Below are 17,690 nucleotides of genomic sequence, written 5' to 3'. Positions count from 1 at the left end.
GGTCGCTGGCATGCGCTTTACCGATATCTTCATCCAGAAGCCGGTGCTCGCCACGGTGGTGAGTCTGTTCATCCTGTTGTTCGGGGTGCGCGCGGTATTTGACCTGAACGTGCGCCAGTTCCCCGAGGTGCAGAACGCGGTGGTGACCGTCAGCACCGCGTATATCGGCGCGGATGCCGATCTGGTGCAGGGCTTCATCACCACGCCGATGGAGCGCGAGGTGGCCGAGGCCGAGGGGATCGATTACCTCGTCTCCACCAGCCGCGCGGGGATTAGCATCGTCGAGGCCCATCTGGAGCTGGACTACGACCCCAACGTGGCCCTGACGCAGATCGCCGCCCAGGTGGACAAGATTCGCAGCGACCTGCCGGCGGAGGCCGAGGACTCGGTGGTGGATCTGTCCGTGGGGCAGGACGTGGCCGCAATGTACATGTCGTTCTACTCCGAACGGTTGTCCAACAACCAGACCACCGATTACCTGATCCGCGAGGTGCAGCCGGAACTGGCGACCATCAACGGCGTGCAGCGTGCCGAGATCCTGGGTGCCCAGAGCTTTGCGATGCGCGCCTGGCTGGATGCCGATCGCATGGCCGCCTTTGGTGTGACTGGGCGCGACGTGCGCGAGGCCCTGGAGCGCAACAATGTGCTGTCCGCCGTGGGCCAGACGCGGGGTTCCATGGTTGGGCTGGACCTGACGGCGGATACCGATCTGAGTCGTCCGGAGGAGTTCGAGCAGCTGATCCTGTTCGAGACCGGCGGCGACCTGGTGCGCCTGGGCGACGTGGCCGAGGTGGAGCTGGGCTCGGAGAGCTACGACACCTCGGTGCGCTTCAATGGCGAGGCGGCCACCTTCGTCGGTATCGAGATGGCGCCGGATGCCAACGCCCTGGACGTGATCGCCGAGGTCCGCGGCGTATTCGACGAGCGCATCCTGCCGCGCCTGCCCTCGGGGCTGGAGGGCGAGATCGTCTACGACTCCACGGATTACATCCAGAGTGCGATCGACGAGGTGCTGGTGACCATCGGCCTGGCGCTGGGGATCGTGCTGGTGGTGATCTACCTGTTCCTCGGCTCGCTGCGTAGCGTGATCATCCCGGCCGTGGCGGTGCCGCTGTCGCTGGTGGGCACCTTCATGCTGATGCTGCTGATGGGGTTCTCGCTGAACCTGCTGACCCTGCTGGCGATGGTGCTGGCGATCGGCATCGTGGTGGATGACGCGATCATCATGCTGGAGAACATCTCCCGCCATATCGAGGAGGGGATGTCGCGCATGGACGCGGCGATCCAGGGGGCGCGCGAACTCGCCTGGCCGATCGTGGCGATGTCGACCACCCTGGTGGCGGTGTTCCTGCCGCTGGGCTTCATCGGCGGGCTGACCGGGACGCTCTTCATCGAGTTCGCGTTCACCCTGGCGGCGACCGTCGTGATCTCGGGGATTGTCGCGATCACGTTGTCGCCGATGATGTGCTCGAAGATCCTGCGCGATGGCGCCACCGAGAAGCGCGGACGCATCGAAGGCTGGCTGGATGCACGCTTCGACTCCCTCCAGCAACGCTATCGTCGGCGCCTGCATGGGGCGCTGAATGACCGCTTCACCATCGCGGTGTTCGGTGCCATCGTGCTGGTGTCCTGCTACTTCCTGTTCGTCACCTCGCAGACCGAGCTGGAGCCGCCGGAGGACCAGGGCTTCGCGTTCTCCATCATGGAGGGTGACGCCTACATGGGCCTGGACTGGCTGGAACGCAACACCGAGTTGACCGACCGCTTCTTCGACGAAATCCCAGAGCTCGATAACATCTTTATCGTGAACGGTTTTGGCGGCGGCCCGGGCATCGCCGGTGCCGGCAACCAGGCCCTGGGCGGTTTCGTCCTCGCACCCTGGGATCAGCGTGATCGGGATACCGAGACCATCCTGCAGGAGGAGCTGCAGCCACGCCTGGACCGCATCCCGGCGCTGGAGGTGTTCGCGATCCAGCCGCCCCAGCTGCCCACCCCGGGCGACGGTGCACCGGTGAGTGTGGTCCTTGGCTCCACCGGTTCGTTCGAGGAGCTGGAGCAGTTCGCCAGCGAGATCATGCAGCGGGCGATGGCGACCGGGCGCTTCATCTTCATGGACTCCGATCTCGACTTCGATCAGCCGCAGGTGGATCTCAAGATCGACCGCGAACGCGCCGCCCAGCTCGGGATCGACATGGCCACGCTCAATGCCGATCTGGCGACCATGCTGTCTGGCGGGTTTGCCGGGCGCTTCGCGATGGAGAACCGCAGCTATCGCGTGATTCCTCAGGTGCAGCGCAGCGAGCGCCTGAATCCGGAGCAGCTGGAAGAGTTGTTCACGCGTACCCGTGACGGCGAGCCGATCCCGTTATCCAGCATCGTGACACTGGAAGAAACGGTGACCCCGCGCTCGCTCAAGCGCTTCCAGCAGCTCAATGCCGTGACCCTGTCGGGCGTGCCGCGGCCGGGGGTGACCCTGGGCGAGGCGCTGGACATCGTCGACGAGATTGCCGCCGACGTGCTCCCCCCGGATGTCAGTGTCGACTATGCCGGACAGTCGCGTCAGCTGAAGGCCGAGGGCAGTGAGCTGGTGGTCACCTTCTTCTTTGCCCTGTTGGTGATCTTCCTGGTCCTGGCTGCTCAGTTCGAGTCCTTCCGCGACCCGTTGATCATTCTGACCACGGTGCCGATGTCGATCGCCGGGGCACTGATCTTCATCAGCCTTGGGGTGACTTCGCTGAATATCTATACCCAGGTGGGCCTGCTGACCCTGATCGGCCTGATTGCCAAGCACGGCATCCTGATCGTGGAGTTCGCCAACCAGCTGCAGCGCCAGGGGCGGACGCTGCGCGAGGCGATCGAGGAGGCGTCGGCCCTGCGCCTGCGGCCGATCCTGATGACCACCACCGCGACCGTGGTGGCGATGGTGCCCTTGCTGATGGCCGCCGGGGCCGGCGCCGGCTCGCGTTTCGCGATGGGCCTGGTGATCGCGAGCGGCATGGCGATCGGGACCCTGTTCACCCTGTTCGTGGTGCCCGCCATCTACCTCTACCTAGCGCGGGATCACCATGCCGCCGGTGACGGAGCGCCCGCCACTGCCGCCACGTCCTGATACCCGGGGTCGTGGGCTGTGTGACGGGGCGTTCCCAGCGGCCCGTCACAGGCCCTGTGCGGCGGGTCGCGCCAAAGGCATGCACAGGCTACGGTCTTCGACTACAATCGACCTCCGCAATCCGTCGCGGTCGGTGTTTCGATGCCTGGCTGCACCATTGCGAACCCGAACCCCTGCCGGTCAGTGGCCCTCCCGCTGTCCGGCTTTTATATAAACGATTGTCTATCGGTCGCATCTAGATTATTTATTTGTTATTAGTGATTGCCCTCCCTAATCTAGGCGACCATCACGATTAACCAACGCGTAGGAGAAGGCCACATGTCTGCCGCCAAGAAGTACTCCGCGGGCGTCAAGGATTACCGCGAAACATACTGGATGCCCGAATACACGCCGCTGGATACTGACCTGCTGGCGTGTTTCAAGATTACCCCGCAGCCCGGTATCGACCGCGAAGAAGCTGCCGCCGCTGTGGCAGCCGAGTCCTCCACCGGTACCTGGACCACGGTGTGGACCGACCTCCTGACCGACATGGATTACTACAAGGGTCGGGCGTACATGATCGAGGACGTCCCGGGTGACGACGAGTCCTTCTACGCGTTCATCGCCTACCCGATCGACCTGTTCGAAGAAGGCTCCATGGTGAACGTGTTCACCTCCCTGGTCGGTAACGTGTTCGGCTTCAAGGCCATACGCATGCTGCGCCTGGAAGACGTGCGCTTCCCGATCGCCTACGTGAAGACCTGTGGTGGTCCGCCCATGGGTATCCAGGTCGAGCGTGATCGCCTGAACAAGTACGGCCGCCCGATGCTGGGTTGCACCATCAAGCCGAAGCTGGGTCTGTCCGCGAAGAACTACGGCCGTGCCGTGTACGAGTGCCTGCGTGGCGGTCTCGACTTCACCAAGGACGACGAGAACATCAACTCCCAGCCGTTCATGCGCTGGCGTGACCGCTTCGATTTCGTCCAGGAAGCGACCGAAAAGGCCGAAGCAGAAACCGGCGAGCGCAAGGGTCACTACCTGAACGTCACCGCGCCGACCCCGGAAGAGATGTACAAGCGTGCCGAGTACGCCAAGGAAATTGGCGCGCCGATCATCATGCACGACTACATCACCGGCGGTTTCTGTGCCAACACGGGCCTGGCCAACTGGTGCCGCGACAACGGCATGCTGCTGCACATTCACCGTGCCATGCATGCGGTCATCGACCGTCATCCGAAGCACGGTATCCACTTCCGTGTGCTCGCCAAGATCCTGCGCCTGTCCGGTGGCGACCACCTCCACACCGGCACCGTGGTCGGCAAGCTGGAAGGCGACCGCGCGGCGACGCTCGGCTGGATTGACCTGCTGCGTGAATCCTTCATCCCGGAAGACCGCTCGCGCGGCATCTTCTTCGATCAGGACTGGGGTTCCATGCCGGGTGTGTTCGCCGTGGCCTCCGGTGGTATCCACGTCTGGCACATGCCGGCCCTGGTCGCGATCTTCGGTGACGACTCCGTGCTGCAGTTCGGTGGCGGCACCCTGGGCCACCCGTGGGGCAATGCTCCGGGCGCGACCGCCAACCGCGTGGCCGTCGAGGCCTGCGTCCAGGCGCGCAACGAGGGTCGCGAGATCGAGAAGGAAGGCAAGGAGATCCTGACCCAGGCCGCCCAGCACAGTCCCGAACTGAAGATCGCCATGGAAACGTGGAAGGAAATCAAGTTCGAGTTCGACACCACCGACAAGCTGGACGTCCAACACAAGTGATCGTCCGTGTGCGGGCGGCCTGAGTGGCTGCCCGCACCTTCAGAGAACAAGCGCATAGGATTAACGACATGTCCGATATTCAGAACTTCAAGCCGGTGCAGAAGTACGAGACCTTCTCTTACCTGCCCGAGATGAACGCCGATCAGGTTCGCCGTCAGATCGAGTACACGATTGCCCAGGGCTGGAACCCGGCGGTCGAGTACAGCGAAAAAGAACACGCCATGTCCAACTACTGGTACATGTGGAAGCTCCCGATGTTCGGCGAGCAGTCCGTCGAGGCCGTGCTGAGCGAGATCGAGCAGTGCCGCCGTGCCAACCCAGGCATGATGGTTCGCTTCCTCGCCTACGATAACTATGCCCAGAGCCAGGGCACGGCCTTCGTGGTCGATCGCGGTCGCTAATTAGGGCCCGTACCTGCCGGGTCCGCCTTCGGGCCCGGCAGTTCAGTAAAGCGTTATTTACCGTTGCTGCCGCCAACTGTAAGGAAGTGCCATGAGTAATCCGACATCTGCGTCTGAAGGTCTCTCGGGGCGTGAACGTGCCCTGGAACGGCGCAAAGCCATGTCTCGCAATGGCAAGGCTGCCGTGAAGTCGACCGACCAAACCAAAGGGAGCAGCCGCTCCGCTGGGGCTGCGCGAGATGCGCGCCAGGCGAAGGCGGACCCTGCCCCGGCACCCCAGGCGCGGGAGCCGGAGATGCACTCCAGTGAATCCTCGTCGCAGGTCTCCGTCGAGACCCGCGACACCACGCCCGAGCGCCGCCCGGAACCGGGCGCGCACACGGGCGTCTCGAATGGGCGCCAGGCCGCCCTTGAGCGGCGCCAGAAGATGGCGCGCCAGGGCAAGAAGGCTGTGGGCCGAACCAATACGCGTGCCCAGGCCGCGGGTGGCATGGCCCCCGCCGGCGCCGAGCGTTCGCGCCAGCTGGAAGCCCTGGCCCAGTCGCAGAACGTCGAGGTCGACTGCTCGAACATGAGCGGTCGCGAGATCTGCCGCCTGCGACGTCAGGCGCTCTCCACGGAAGGCAAGAAGGCCGTTGCGCCGGAACCGCGCCGTGGGGATCGCATCAAGGGATCGGAGCCGGTGGCTGCGCCCGCCCAGGAATCCAAGAAGGACTGTGGTTGCGGCTGCAAGGGCGAGAAGGCAGAGCGCGATGCGTCGGTCAACACCGCCCCGAGCCGCGACGCCGCGATGTTCGAAAGCGGCCTGGACCAGCTGTGCGACAAGGTCGAATCCGGGGGTGAGGCCGCTGGCCCGCATCCGATGATCTCGGAGGTTCGCGCGATCTGCATGGCGCGCCGGGATGCCATGGCGCAGACCGGCAAGAAGGCCCAGCGTCGGCGTTTTAACGGCGGTCAGGCTCGCGGCACCATGCCGCAGGAAGGCGCCTGGAAGGCCGCCAAGCGCCAAGGGATGTCCGCCCGCGAAGTCGCTCGGCAGCGCCGTGAAGAACTGTGCAAGCTGGGCCGTGGCTCGGCCGAGCCGGGGCGTCCCTGTGGCCGGCCGCGCCCTGTCGAGGGCGATGCGCCGCCGAAGGTTGAAGAGGGCACCACGCTGGCCGGCAGCCATGTAAGTGGCACGCAGGTCGAGCGTACCTCGGGCGTCACCGGCACGGAGGCGGGCAGCTGCTCTTCGATCACCGGCACCGAATACCTCGGGGTGGAGCACTACGAGCGGTACTGTGGTGCGCGCCCGGCCGGCAATCCGCCGAAGGTTGGCACGTCGCACACCGCGCACGGTCAGTCGGTCAGTGGCACCGAAGTTGGGCGGTCGAACCGTGTGACCGGCGACGAGCGTGGGTCCTGCGAGACGATCACCGGCACCGAATATCTCAGTACCGAACAATACGAAGGCTTCTGCGGCACGCGTCCGCAGGCCGGTCCGGCCCGCACAAGCGTGATGGTCACCCGTCACGGTGAAGGCGTGTCCGGCACTTCGGTCGGGCGCAGCCCGAGCGTGACCGGCGACGAAGCCGGCGCCTGCCGCGATGTGACCGGTACCGAATACCTGAACACCGCGAACAGCGAGGTTCCCTGCAACACGGGAAAGTCGAACGGGGCGCCGGCCAAGGTTGGCGTGATGCATACGCTTCGCGGTCGTGAACTGACCGGGTCCGAAGTCGGACGCTCCGTGAACGTAACCGGCAACGAATATGGCAGCTGCAAACCGGTGACCGGAACCGAATATCTCGGCACCGAGCAGTTCCAGGGCTTTTGCGGCACCCGCCCGGAACCCGCTGCGGCCAAGGTTCAGGAGTCGCACACCATGGAAGACCAGAGCGTGACCGGTGTGGCCGTGGGGCGTAGCCGGCATGTAACCGGTGACGAGCGCGGGTCCTGTGCCTCCCTGACCGGTACGCCGTATTACAACAAGTCCGACTTCGGCGATCTGTGCGAGCGGCCGGATGCCGGGGGCGTCCCCAAGGTGGGCGTAATGCACACGCTGCGGGGCCGCGAGGTTTCCGGTACCCAGGTGGATCATTCGATCCACGTGACGGGTGACGAATATGGTGGTTGCAAGCCGATCACCGGCACGGAATATGCCGGCTCCGAGCACTATGACGCCTTTTGTGGCGGTCATCGCCCGGAAGCCAGCCCGGAGAAAGTGACTGTGGGTCGTACCTGGAATCAGCAAATTGTGTCCGGCTCGGCGATCGGGCGTTCCTCGCGCGTCACCGGTGACGAATATGGTGCCTGCAAGCCGGTGAGCGGCACGGCCTATATCGGTCCGGATCAGTACGACCAGTTCTGCGACACGCAGGATTCGAGTGCGGCCGGTACGCGGGTGGCCGAACGTCATTCCACGCCGGGGCATTCGGTGTCCGGGAGCCAGCCGGGTTACGACAAGCGCGTGACCGGTACCGAACGGGGCGCCTGTCAGGACGTTTCCGGTTCCCCGTATGTGGGCGGAAACGAATTTGCCAAGAGCTGCGCCAGTGCCGCGAGCAGTCTCCATCCGCGTCTGCGCCCGGAAGGGATGGGCATGCAGGCCGCGCCGGCCCAGCCAGTGGCGCAAGCCGCTTCTCGCCCGATGCCCAACGCCGGCTTCAGCGTGGAGACCCCGGCGCGGGTCGCCGCAGAGCGTCGGGAGCGCGTGACGGGGACTGCCTACGGCAGTAGCGGGAGCGTGACCGGTTCCATCAACAAGGCGATGGGTCTGGTGTCCGGCACCGAAGAGTTCCGGTATGGCGCCAGCAAGCAAGCAGCGGCCGTCGAGCCGGTGGAAGAAGGCGAGAAGGTCGGCGCCAACCGGGTGACCGTGAATGGCAGCAGCAATGGCGTCTCCATTACCGGCGACGACTGGGGGCGCGGTGACCACGTGACCGGGACCGAGGGCCTCTCGACGCGCCGAAACCAGACGCAGAAGGGCAATCCGCGTGGTGAAGGCCGCAGCGCGTATATCAATCGGGAACTCGAGCGCAAGGAAGTGCCCCCGAGCAGGATCACGGGTTCCTCCGGGAACAGCGACGCCGGTTCTCTGGTGACGCTGTCCGGCGGGGCGCGCGGTTAAGGACAGGCGAGGACTCTGAAGAACGTCATGGTGCGTGGTCGCCGCAAAAACAGCTCCATGGGCTCGCGCTTCGCGAAGTCCCGGATTGCGGCTGCGCGCGCAGCGGCGCCGAGCACTGCGGGCCCGGTGTCCGCGGTGCCGGCCTGCGGCTCGTCGTCTCCGGACATGACGCGTGAACTGACCGCGGGGCATGCGTTGGCGGATGTCCCGATGAACGAACGGCTGCACGCCTTCGAGCAGGGGTTCCGCGAGCGCTTTGCGCAGCTGGTTCCGGTGCTCAAGGAAGTGCATGCGCTGCAGCACGAGCGCGACTTCGAGGCGCGGGCGCAGGCGATCGTCGAGGAGCGCCTGGGGTACCAGCTGCCGCAGAAGGCGCTGGAGGATGCCTGGATCAACGATCTGGATACGCGCGAACTGTATCTGCACGGGACGTTCGAGCTGTTCGATCAGGTGGTCAACGAATACTGGGCGGGACGGGATGACCTGGTGGCCGAAGCGGATAGCGCGATTGCGTATTTCCTCGACTGCGACTTCCACGAAGTGGACATCTCGCCCTGCTCGGACGGGCGCCTGCTGGGCCTGCGGCGCTTCATCCTGCGCCTGCCCGATCTCGCGGTACGGGTGAAGAGCTACGCCGGGGCGCAGTTCGACATCGAGGAAGATGTGCGTCACTGGACCAAGCGCGAACTGCTGCGCTTTCGTGAGGGCCGGCCGACCACGGCCGATGTCCCCAGTCGCTATCTGAAGATTGCGGCGTACCACTACAGTGGCGCGGATCCGTTGCACCAGGGCTGCGCGGCGCACGGCAACAGCGAGCGCGATGCGGCGGACGGTGCCTTGCACCAGCTGCGCGCGTTTCGTCAGGCCATCGAGAACACCTACTGCTGTGGGGCCTCGGTCGACACGCTGCTGATCGGGGTGGATACCGATACGGATGCGATCAAGATTCACATCCCGGATGCGGATACGCGCATGAGCCTGTACCGCTTCGTGGAAAGCGCGGAGCTGTACCGAGCGACCCAGGGGCTGGACGAACAGACCGCATCGCTGCGGGTGTATCAGGCGATCCAGGATGCGATTCACCAGCAGGGCTGGGGACGCGGTAACGGCGCGCCGCATGAAGGGATGCTGCGACTGATATCGCGGCTGCTGTTGAGCAACATTTCGCAGCTGGATTATGTGGCGCGCTATCACGGCGGCCACTACGCCGATGTCGGCCACCGCGAGCGCGTGATCATCGTGGGCCAGGAGATCGAGGAGATGCAGGTTCGCAACTTCGCGTACTTCGCCCACCTGGAGACGATGGAAGAGGGCGCCGAGGGGATGGATGTCGGCGTGAACAAGATTTTTCGGAAGCTGAATGTCGAGCGCGGCCTGCCGGTTCCGGTCGTGGTGCATTATCGCTACGACCGCAAGGTGCCGGGATCGCGGGAGCGGGTCGAGGCGCGTTGTCGCCGGATTCGCAACACGATCATGGATCGCTATCGCGACCTGGCTGAAAAGGGCCTGATCGGCTGCCACATGGTGATCCGCGACAAACGCAGCGGTAGCCGTCTGGAACCACTGGCCGCCTGACGCACACGGGAACGGGAATGAAGATCTGCAAGGTTGAGAAGACGCTGGTTTCGACCAACCGCATCCGCGATCTGGGGCACCGGCCGTTGCTGGTGGTTCAGGAAAAGGCGGGCGGGCCGCGCACCGTGGCGGTCGATGCGGTCGGCTGCGTGCCCGGGGACTGGGTCATCGTGGTGGGCAGCTCGGCGGCGCGTGAAGCGGCCGGTGACAAGTCCTACCCCAGTGACGCGACGATCGTCGGGATCATCGATTACTGGGAGGAGCAGTAGCTCCATGGAAATCATGCAGGTGCAGGATGAACTGGTGGTGACCCGTCGCGTCGACGGGCTGAGCACCATTTCGCTGCGCGTGCTGGTCGACCAGAAGGGCGCGCTGAGTGTGGCCGTGGATCCGGTCGGGGCGCATCCGGGCAACTGGGTGTTCACCATCAGCGGGTCAGCCGCGCGGCTTGCGCTGGACGACAACACTATCCAGACCGATCTCACGATCGGCGGCATCATCGACCACTGGGACGATGGTGGTAAGAAGACGGAAGGGTCGAAGGACGAGGCAGGACAAGACCAGACCGATGCACAGCGCTCTGCTGGTTCCCGCAAGGCGGCGTGAGCGTCATTTTTGTTTTAAAAAACCGTAAATCCAGGAGAGAAGACAATGGCAACTGAACGTTTTGGTGTGGCGCTGGGCATGATCGAGACCCGTGGTCTGGTACCGGCGATTGAAGCGGCCGATGCAATGACCAAGGCCTCCGAAGTGCGTCTGATCGGTCGCCAGTTCGTTGGTGGCGGCTACGTGACCGTGCTGGTCCGTGGCGAAACCGGTGCCGTGAACGCCGCTGTGCGTGCCGGTGCGGATTCCTGCGAGCGTGTGGGTGACGGCCTGGTGGCCGCGCACATCATCGCCCGTGTGCATTCCGAAGTGGAAAGCATCCTGCCCGAGCAGGTTGAAAAGTAAATCATCAGTAACGCTTGATAGGAGTTGAGTAATGGCTAGCGAAAACTTTGGTGTGGCCCTCGGCATGATCGAGACCCGCGGTCTGGTCCCGGCGATCGAAGCCGCGGACGCAATGACCAAGGCTTCCGAGGTGCGTCTGATCGGGCGTCAGTTCGTGGGTGGTGGCTACGTGACCGTGCTGGTCCGTGGCGAAACCGGTGCCGTCAACGCCGCTGTGCGTGCCGGTGCGGATTCCTGCGAGCGTGTCGGTGACGGCCTCGTGGCTGCCCACATCATTGCTCGCGTCCATTCCGAGGTGGAGAACATCCTCCCGGAAAAGCCGTAACTCACGGTAGTCGAACGCCGTCGGGTCCGTAACGGGCCCGACGGCTTTTTCAAGAAGAGGTAGATGATGGCTAACGAAATTTCTGGTGTGGCCCTTGGCATGATCGAGACCCGCGGTCTGGTCCCGGCGATCGAAGCCGCGGATGCGATGACCAAGGCCTCCGAAGTGCGTCTGATTGGTCGCCAGTTCGTCGGTGGCGGCTATGTCACCGTGCTGGTCCGTGGCGAAACCGGTGCCGTGAACGCGGCGGTGCGTGCGGGCGCGGATTCTTGCGAGCGTGTGGGTGACGGCCTGGTGGCCGCGCACATCATTGCGCGCGTGCATTCGGAAGTGGAAGGCATCCTGCCGACGGCCCCGACCGCCAGCGGTTCGGCCAGCTGAGGCAACATCCATGTCCGATCCACGGATCGTGGGGTACCTGAACCGGGCGGTGGCACATGAGCTGTCGGCGGTCCAGCAGTACCTGGCCCAGGCGCGCTTGACCGCGATGTGGGGAATGACCGACGTAAGCGATTGCCTGCGTCGGGACGCCCAGGAAGAGCTGGATCATGCGGATCGCTTCATGACTCGCATGTTTCACTATGGGGTGGCGCCGAACGGCAGCCAGCTGGCGCCGGTGCGGCTTGGCCGCTCCATGGCCGAACTTTTGGCGCGCTCGCGCGAGCTGGAGATGGAGGCGATTCGTCTGTACGACGAAGCAGCCGTCTATTGCCGGCGCGTCGGTGCGGTGGATGATGCGGCGCTGTTCGAGAGCATCCTCGAGGATGAACTGGAACACGTGCGCGAGATCGATGCCCAGGGCAGCACCGCGTGACGAGCGCGGACGCGGCAACACAAGCGGAGTAGGCAATGGCGGATACCGATCTCGTGGTTCCGGCCGGGTGGGAACCCGGCAAGGGGACCTCGGCGTCCATGAGCAAACAGTTCACGTTCGACCGCTACGGCATCACGCGGAAGTTTCTAGACCACGTGGCCGAGCTGTCGGAGCAGGATGGTTATCATCCGAACATCAGCTTCGGCACGACCTACGTGAACATCACGATCGACGCCCGTGATGGCGAACAGCTTGGGGAAGGCGACAAGGCCTTTGCCCTTGAAGTCGACCGCCTGGCCGATGTCACCACCGGCTGAGCCGGGGGATTCTTGATGGGCCGGGTTGAGCCCGGTCCCCTTCCGCAGGAGGCTGTTGCGTGGGTTCGAGGGTAATCGCGGTAGTCAATCAGAAGGGCGGCACTGGCAAGACCACCCTGACCATGAACCTGGCCGCTGGGCTGGCCCGGCGGGGCCGCACGCTGGTGGTCGACGCTGACCCTCAGGGTTCGGCCGGTCAATGGGCCCGCATGGCCTCCGAGGATCGTCCGTTCGCGGCGTCGGTTTTCGCGGTTGCCGGGCCCCTCGACCGCGAGTTGAAGGCCCTGCGCAAGGACTACGACCACATCGTGGTGGATTGCCCGCCGACGCTCGAGGGCGGGGCCGTCACCGGTGCCCTGGCGGCCGCGGACGAGGTCCTGATCCCGGTGCTTCCGTCGCCGGTGGATCTGTGGGGTAGCGTCCGTATGGGGCGCGGGCTCGAAGAGGCCAAGCTCAGGAATCCCGCCCTGCGCCCCTACATCGTGATTAATCAGCTCGAAGTCCGCAGTGCGCTGTCGCGTGCGATGAAACACGCACTGATGGAGATCGACATCCCCGCCCTGGAGCAGTCACTGCGCCGGCGGGCCATATATCGGCGTTCTGCGCTGGAAGGCTGTTCCGTCTTTGATCTGGGCAAGCCGGGCGAGGCGGCGGCGGCGGAGATCGAAGCCATCATCGAGGAGGTGTCGCAATGAGCAATCTGCAAGACAAGCTGGCAGCCGGCGTGCGCAGTGCGCGCGAGGACCAGGACAAGGACAAGACCCCGGACAGCACGGCCAAGGCCGACGCGCCGGCCGCGGCACAGAAGGACACCAGCCAGGAGCCGGCGAGCAGCAGCCCGCGGGCCGCCGCGAGTACCAAGGCGGCCGCCACCAAGAAGGCGGCGACCACGACCCGCAAGGCTCCGGCCCGCAAGGCGGCCACGGCGCGCAAGAAGCCGGCAGCGACGAGGAAGACGGGGACGACCGCCCAGTCGACCCAGGCCAAGGCAACTCCGGCCCGGAAAAAGCCGGCTGCAAAGAAGGAGCCGAAAGCGAACAAGGGCGGCAGCGCGTTGCATCCGGATCGGGTCTGGCCTGACTGAGGCCGATGCGTGCCGGTGGCCGGGGCCTGGGCCCCGGCCTTTCTGATTGAGGAGTCGAAACATGCAGGACGAACTACGCGATCACCTGATCACCGAGGAGCCTTACTATCAGTCCACGGCGGATGAGGTGGAGCTGTACGAGGCTGCCTATTCGGTGCGCATGCCGATGATGCTCAAGGGCCCCACGGGTTGCGGCAAGACGCGCTTTGTCGAGCACATGGCCTGGAAGCTGCGCAAGCCGCTGATTACCGTCTCGTGTAACGAGGACATGACCGCCTCGGATCTGGTGGGGCGCTATCTGTTGGATGCCAACGGCACGCGCTGGCAGGACGGCCCGCTGACCCAGGCGGCACGCCACGGGGCGATCTGCTACCTCGACGAGATCGTCGAGGCGCGCCAGGATACGACCGTCGTGATCCACCCGCTGACCGACAATCGTCGCATGCTGCCGCTGGAGAAGAAGGGCGAGATGGTCGAGGCGCATCCGGATTTTCAGGTGGTGATCTCGTACAACCCGGGCTACCAGAGCCTGATGAAGGACCTGAAAGAGTCGACCAAGCAGCGCTTCGGCGCGCTGGACTTCAACTACCCGGATCACGCAACCGAAACGCGGATTGTGGTCCACGAAGGCGGGGTCAACGAGGATATGGCCAGCAAGCTGGTCAGCGTCGCGGAGCGCGCGCGCAATCTGAAGGGCCACGGGCTGGACGAGGGGATCTCGACCCGCATGCTGGTGTACGCCGCGTCGCTGATTGCCAAGGGCGTCGCGCCGCTCGCCGCGTGCCGTATGGCCCTGGTGCGTCCGATCACGGACGACCCCGATATGCGCGACGCGCTCGACTCTGCCGTCACGACGTTCTTCTAGGCGCGTGCGCCGGACACGATGAGCATCCATCTGGAGGAATACCAGGACCTCCTCGAGGACCTCGGGGGGCAGGCCGCCGAGGTCCTCGAGGCCTCGTGGCAGGAAGCGACGAGGGCCTTCAGTACAGGTGGTCTGAAGCGCTACTACCTGGAAGGCGCACGCAGCCTGCACTCTCTGGGGCGAGGTTCGGAGATGGTCGTGGCCTTCGTCCAGGAGGCGCCGGATCTGGCGCAGGAACTGGGCGAGGATGCGGTCGGCGAGCTGGTGAGTTCGGCGATCAAGATGTACTCCAAGACGAGTGGGGCGGTCATTACCCTGCTGATCTCCACCAGCCCGATTGCGGCACGACGCCTGGGTGACCTGCGCCTGTTCGGTGGATATCTGCGCCTGGTCGACAACTTGCTGGGGCAGGCGCCACGCGGCGTTCGGCCGATGCTTGAACACCTCGACGAGTTGCTATCGCAACTGACGCTGGGTGGGTTGCGCCGTTGGGCGACCTGGGGCGCGCAGGCCCACCGTACCGACCTCGAGGAACAGATCGCCTATTTTGGTCTGGAATCGCCCGAGTCCCGTTCGGTATTCCAGAAAGAGCGACGCGGCACGCTGTTCGTGGATGTGCAGCGGCGCATCAACCTCTACCTGCGTTCGCTCTGGGCGCGCGATTTCTTCATGCGGCCGACGAGTGGCGACTTTGAATCCCGTGAGGGTTACAAGCCCTACATCGAGGGCTTCACGATCTTCCTGCCGGATGCCTTCGACGACTGGGAAGGCCTGACCGGGCTCGATCTCTACCGTGCGGCGGCGGCCCATGCCGCGGCCCATGTGGTCTACACGCGGGAAATGCAGCCAGAGGAGGCGCCGCGCGGCGTGACCGGCGTGTTGACCGAGTTGTTCGAGGATGCCCGCGTGGAGGCCCTGGCAAGCCAGGGTTTCCCGGGTTTGCGCAACCTCTGGACACCCCTGCATACCGCGACCCCGGACGACGGTGAAGCGCCGCAGGCCCTGCTGGCCCGCACCGCACGGGCCCTGCTGGACCCGGACTACCGCGACGACCATCCGTTCGTGACCAGGGCCCGTGCGGCGCTGGCCGAACGGACGGAGGATCTCGAGGCCCCCGGCCTGGCGCGCGCCCTGGCCGAGGCCCTGGCGCCGGAATTTCCGGAGCAGGGCTACATGAACCCGCGGCAGGTCGCGCCGGATGTGCTCTACCGTGACGACAATCGCTACATGTGGGCGTTCGGGCGCGAGGAAGACGACTTCGAGACGCTGATGGCCAGCGGTTCGAACCAGGAACGCGTCTACGTGACCCCCATGGAGATGATCAACACCCTCGATGTCCCTGGCGCTGGGGACGATGCCCAGATGATCATGGTGCTGGCGACCGAATGGTTCCGGGACGGCGAAGAGGAAAGCATCAACCAGCAGGAGGGCAAGGAGCCGATCTCGCTGCCGTATCACTACCATGAGTGGGATTACCAGATGCAGCTGGAACGGCCGCACTGGGTCACCCTGCTGGAGCGGCGTCCGCAGAAGGGCGACGTGGCCGAGATCGACGCGATTAACGAAAAGCACAAGCCGCTGATCTCGCGCCTGAAGTTCCTGATCGAGGCGATGCAACCGCAGGGCGTCCAGCGTCTGCGCAAGCAGGCCGAGGGCGACGAGCTGGACTTGAACGCGCTGGTCGATGCGCAGATAGATCTGCGCATGCGGCGGCAGCCGGACGAGCGCATCTACGTGCGCAATATCCGCCAGGTGCGCGATCTGTCGGTGCTGGTGCTGCTGGATCTGTCCGAGTCCACCAACGAGATGGTCCAGGGTACGGACACCAGCGTGGTACAGCTGGCGCGCGAGGCTACCGCTCTGCTGGGCGGGGCAATCTCCAAGATTGGCGACCCCTTCGCCATCCACGGCTTTGCCTCGGATGGTCGCCACGATGTCGAGTACTACCGCTTCAAGGACTTCGGCGCCCCCTACGACGATCACGCCCGGGCACGACTGGCCGGGATGAAGGGACAGCTCTCCACTCGCATGGGCGCGGCCGTTCGGCATGCCGGGCATCTGCTGCAGCAACAGGGGACGCAGAAGAAGCTGTTGCTGATCGTGACCGACGGCGAGCCGGCGGATACCGATGTGCGCGACCCGCAGTACCTGCGTCAGGACGCGAAGCGTGCGGTGGAAGAGGTGGGCAAGAACGGCGTCTACAGCTTCTGTATCAGCCTGGACCCGAACGCCGACGAGTACGTCGAACGGATCTTCGGGGCACAGCACTTCATGGTGCTGGATCGTATCGAACGGCTCCCGGAAAAGCTGCCGATGCTGTACGCCGGTCTCACCCGGTAGGGGGCACGGGCACTAACATGGCCAGGAAAGGGACCGGCACGACACCGCAGAAGGAGTCCGGCCTTCCGCAGGTGATGCTGAAATCCGAACTGCCGGCGCACCTGATCCGGCACGCCACCCTGCGCCAGCTGCAGGTGTTCGAAGCGATCGTGCGCCTGGGTAGCTTTACCCGTGCGGCGGAAGAGCTTTACCTGACCCAGCCCACCGTCTCCATCCAGATCAAGAAGCTCTCCGGCGCCCTCGGCCTGCCGCTGTTCGAGTACGTTGGGCGCAAGGCCTTCCCCACCGAGGTCGGGCTGTTGCTGTACGACACCTGCCGCGAGATGCTCGGGGCGCTGACCAACCTGGAGATGAAGCTCGCGGAAATGCACGGGCTCAAGCGGGGGCGGCTGCGCCTGGCGGTGATCACCACCGCGCAGTACTTCGCGCCGACGATCCTCGGGCAGTTCGCCAAGCGCTATCCGGACATCGAACTGTCGCTGGAGGTCAGCAACTTCGATCGTGTGCTGCAGCGCCTGGCCAACAACGATGACGATCTGTACATCATTGGACACGTGCCCGAGCGGCTGACCGACATCGCGGTGTATCCGTTCGCGCCGAACCCGCTGGTGGTGATGGCCAGCCGCGATCACCCGCTGGTCGGACAGCGCAACATCCCGATCGAACGCCTGGAACAGGAGACGTTCCTGATGCGCGAGCCGGGCTCCGGGATCCGCGAGGCAACCCTCAAGCTGTTCCAGGAGCACGGGATCAGCCCGACGGTGCGCATGGAGCTCGGCTCCAACGAGGCGATCAAGCAGGCGGTGATCGGCGGCCTGGGGATTGCGGTGCTGTCGTTGCACACCCTCAGCGCGGAGGGGGCGGGCGGGCCGGTAGCACTGCTGGATGTGGAGCACTTCCCGATTCACCGCCAGTGGCACATCGTTCACCCCAGGCAGAAGGTCCTGTCGGTGGTCGCGCAGACCTTTCTCGACTTCGCGATCCAGGACGAGGCGCGCGTGCGCGGCCAGGTCGAGGATCTCCTTGCGGCCTTCAAGGCCCAGGCGAGCTGACCACA

Annotated in this window: 17 protein-coding genes; all 17 read left to right on the top strand. The window is 64.9% G+C overall.

Annotation, left to right across the window (positions count from 1 at the left end):
- The first annotated feature begins 10 nt into the window (after positions 1-10).
- The gene (locus tag F618_RS0105045) at positions 11-3,109 is read left to right on the top strand and encodes an efflux RND transporter permease subunit (RefSeq protein ID WP_019567935.1); all 3,099 of its coding nucleotides are present in this window, start codon (positions 11-13) and stop codon (positions 3,107-3,109) included.
- A gap of 318 nt (positions 3,110-3,427) precedes the next feature.
- A complete protein-coding gene (locus F618_RS0105040; protein ID WP_018144355.1) occupies positions 3,428-4,852 on the top strand; it encodes a form I ribulose bisphosphate carboxylase large subunit in 1,425 nt (474 codons plus the stop codon).
- A 68-nt stretch (positions 4,853-4,920) separates the two neighbouring features.
- Positions 4,921-5,253, top strand: coding sequence for a ribulose bisphosphate carboxylase small subunit (locus tag F618_RS0105035; protein ID WP_018144354.1), 333 nt, complete (start codon positions 4,921-4,923; stop codon positions 5,251-5,253).
- A 160-nt stretch (positions 5,254-5,413) separates the two neighbouring features.
- On the top strand, positions 5,414-8,362 hold the full coding sequence (locus F618_RS0105030; RefSeq protein ID WP_026331154.1) for a CsoS2 family carboxysome shell protein: 2,949 nt from the start codon (positions 5,414-5,416) through the stop codon (positions 8,360-8,362).
- A 165-nt stretch (positions 8,363-8,527) separates the two neighbouring features.
- Positions 8,528-9,937 (top strand): carboxysome shell carbonic anhydrase, encoded by a 1,410-nt coding sequence (locus F618_RS0105020; RefSeq protein ID WP_018937834.1) that lies wholly within the window; start codon positions 8,528-8,530, stop codon positions 9,935-9,937.
- A gap of 17 nt (positions 9,938-9,954) precedes the next feature.
- Positions 9,955-10,206 carry a carboxysome peptide A gene (locus F618_RS0105015; protein WP_017940626.1) on the top strand — a complete coding sequence of 84 codons (252 nt, stop codon included), beginning with the start codon at positions 9,955-9,957 and terminating at the stop codon, positions 10,204-10,206.
- A gap of 4 nt (positions 10,207-10,210) precedes the next feature.
- Positions 10,211-10,543, top strand: coding sequence for a carboxysome peptide B (locus F618_RS0105010; RefSeq protein WP_018144350.1), 333 nt, complete (start codon positions 10,211-10,213; stop codon positions 10,541-10,543).
- A 45-nt stretch (positions 10,544-10,588) separates the two neighbouring features.
- A complete protein-coding gene (locus F618_RS0105005; RefSeq protein WP_012982275.1) occupies positions 10,589-10,888 on the top strand; it encodes a BMC domain-containing protein in 300 nt (99 codons plus the stop codon).
- Between the two features lie 31 nt (positions 10,889-10,919).
- Positions 10,920-11,213 (top strand): BMC domain-containing protein, encoded by a 294-nt coding sequence (locus tag F618_RS0105000; RefSeq protein WP_012982276.1) that lies wholly within the window; start codon positions 10,920-10,922, stop codon positions 11,211-11,213.
- A 66-nt stretch (positions 11,214-11,279) separates the two neighbouring features.
- Entirely contained in the window at positions 11,280-11,594 is a 315-nt protein-coding gene (locus F618_RS0104995) for a BMC domain-containing protein (protein WP_026182021.1), read from the top strand.
- Between the two features lie 10 nt (positions 11,595-11,604).
- Complete coding sequence (locus F618_RS0104990; RefSeq protein WP_018144348.1) at positions 11,605-12,027, top strand: bacterioferritin; 423 nt, start codon at positions 11,605-11,607, stop codon at positions 12,025-12,027.
- Positions 12,028-12,062: 35 nt separating this feature from the next.
- Positions 12,063-12,344, top strand: a complete 282-nt coding sequence (locus tag F618_RS0104985; protein ID WP_018950684.1) for a 4a-hydroxytetrahydrobiopterin dehydratase — start codon at positions 12,063-12,065, stop codon at positions 12,342-12,344.
- A gap of 59 nt (positions 12,345-12,403) precedes the next feature.
- On the top strand, positions 12,404-13,039 hold the full coding sequence (gene parA / locus F618_RS0104980; protein WP_018168600.1) for a ParA family partition ATPase: 636 nt from the start codon (positions 12,404-12,406) through the stop codon (positions 13,037-13,039).
- Complete coding sequence (locus tag F618_RS0104975; protein WP_019567933.1) at positions 13,036-13,428, top strand: hypothetical protein; 393 nt, start codon at positions 13,036-13,038, stop codon at positions 13,426-13,428. Before parA ends, F618_RS0104975 begins: the two co-directional genes overlap by 4 nt.
- A 61-nt stretch (positions 13,429-13,489) precedes the next feature.
- Positions 13,490-14,293, top strand: a complete 804-nt coding sequence (locus F618_RS0104970) for a CbbQ/NirQ/NorQ/GpvN family protein (RefSeq protein ID WP_018144344.1) — start codon at positions 13,490-13,492, stop codon at positions 14,291-14,293.
- 18 nt (positions 14,294-14,311) lie between these two features.
- Positions 14,312-16,633 carry a nitric oxide reductase activation protein NorD gene (locus F618_RS0104965; RefSeq protein WP_019567932.1) on the top strand — a complete coding sequence of 774 codons (2,322 nt, stop codon included), beginning with the start codon at positions 14,312-14,314 and terminating at the stop codon, positions 16,631-16,633.
- A gap of 74 nt (positions 16,634-16,707) precedes the next feature.
- Entirely contained in the window at positions 16,708-17,685 is a 978-nt protein-coding gene (locus tag F618_RS0104960; RefSeq protein WP_018168603.1) for a LysR family transcriptional regulator, read from the top strand.
- The last annotated feature ends 5 nt before the right edge of the window (positions 17,686-17,690 follow it).

It is taken from the genome of Thioalkalivibrio sp. ALMg13-2, assembly GCF_000381185.1.
Classification (GTDB): domain Bacteria; phylum Pseudomonadota; class Gammaproteobacteria; order Ectothiorhodospirales; family Ectothiorhodospiraceae; genus Thioalkalivibrio; species Thioalkalivibrio versutus.
Note: the sequence above shows the minus strand (reverse complement) of the source record. Positions and strands in the feature narration are given on the sequence as shown.

Excerpts from the sequence above, each read along its gene's own strand:
- F618_RS0105045 (WP_019567935.1), top strand. The coding sequence starts at position 11 with ATGCGCTTTACCGATATCTTCATCCAGAAGCCGGTGCTCGCCACGGTG.
- F618_RS0105040 (WP_018144355.1), top strand. The coding sequence starts at position 3,428 with ATGTCTGCCGCCAAGAAGTACTCCGCGGGCGTCAAGGATTACCGCGAA.
- F618_RS0105035 (WP_018144354.1), top strand. The coding sequence starts at position 4,921 with ATGTCCGATATTCAGAACTTCAAGCCGGTGCAGAAGTACGAGACCTTC.
- F618_RS0105030 (WP_026331154.1), top strand. The coding sequence starts at position 5,414 with ATGTCTCGCAATGGCAAGGCTGCCGTGAAGTCGACCGACCAAACCAAA.
- F618_RS0105020 (WP_018937834.1), top strand. The coding sequence starts at position 8,528 with ATGACGCGTGAACTGACCGCGGGGCATGCGTTGGCGGATGTCCCGATG.
- F618_RS0105015 (WP_017940626.1), top strand. The coding sequence starts at position 9,955 with ATGAAGATCTGCAAGGTTGAGAAGACGCTGGTTTCGACCAACCGCATC.
- F618_RS0105010 (WP_018144350.1), top strand. The coding sequence starts at position 10,211 with ATGGAAATCATGCAGGTGCAGGATGAACTGGTGGTGACCCGTCGCGTC.
- F618_RS0105005 (WP_012982275.1), top strand. The coding sequence starts at position 10,589 with ATGGCAACTGAACGTTTTGGTGTGGCGCTGGGCATGATCGAGACCCGT.
- F618_RS0105000 (WP_012982276.1), top strand. The coding sequence starts at position 10,920 with ATGGCTAGCGAAAACTTTGGTGTGGCCCTCGGCATGATCGAGACCCGC.
- F618_RS0104995 (WP_026182021.1), top strand. The coding sequence starts at position 11,280 with ATGGCTAACGAAATTTCTGGTGTGGCCCTTGGCATGATCGAGACCCGC.
- F618_RS0104990 (WP_018144348.1), top strand. The coding sequence starts at position 11,605 with ATGTCCGATCCACGGATCGTGGGGTACCTGAACCGGGCGGTGGCACAT.
- F618_RS0104985 (WP_018950684.1), top strand. The coding sequence starts at position 12,063 with ATGGCGGATACCGATCTCGTGGTTCCGGCCGGGTGGGAACCCGGCAAG.
- F618_RS0104975 (WP_019567933.1), top strand. The coding sequence starts at position 13,036 with ATGAGCAATCTGCAAGACAAGCTGGCAGCCGGCGTGCGCAGTGCGCGC.
- F618_RS0104970 (WP_018144344.1), top strand. The coding sequence starts at position 13,490 with ATGCAGGACGAACTACGCGATCACCTGATCACCGAGGAGCCTTACTAT.
- F618_RS0104965 (WP_019567932.1), top strand. The coding sequence starts at position 14,312 with ATGAGCATCCATCTGGAGGAATACCAGGACCTCCTCGAGGACCTCGGG.
- F618_RS0104960 (WP_018168603.1), top strand. The coding sequence starts at position 16,708 with ATGCTGAAATCCGAACTGCCGGCGCACCTGATCCGGCACGCCACCCTG.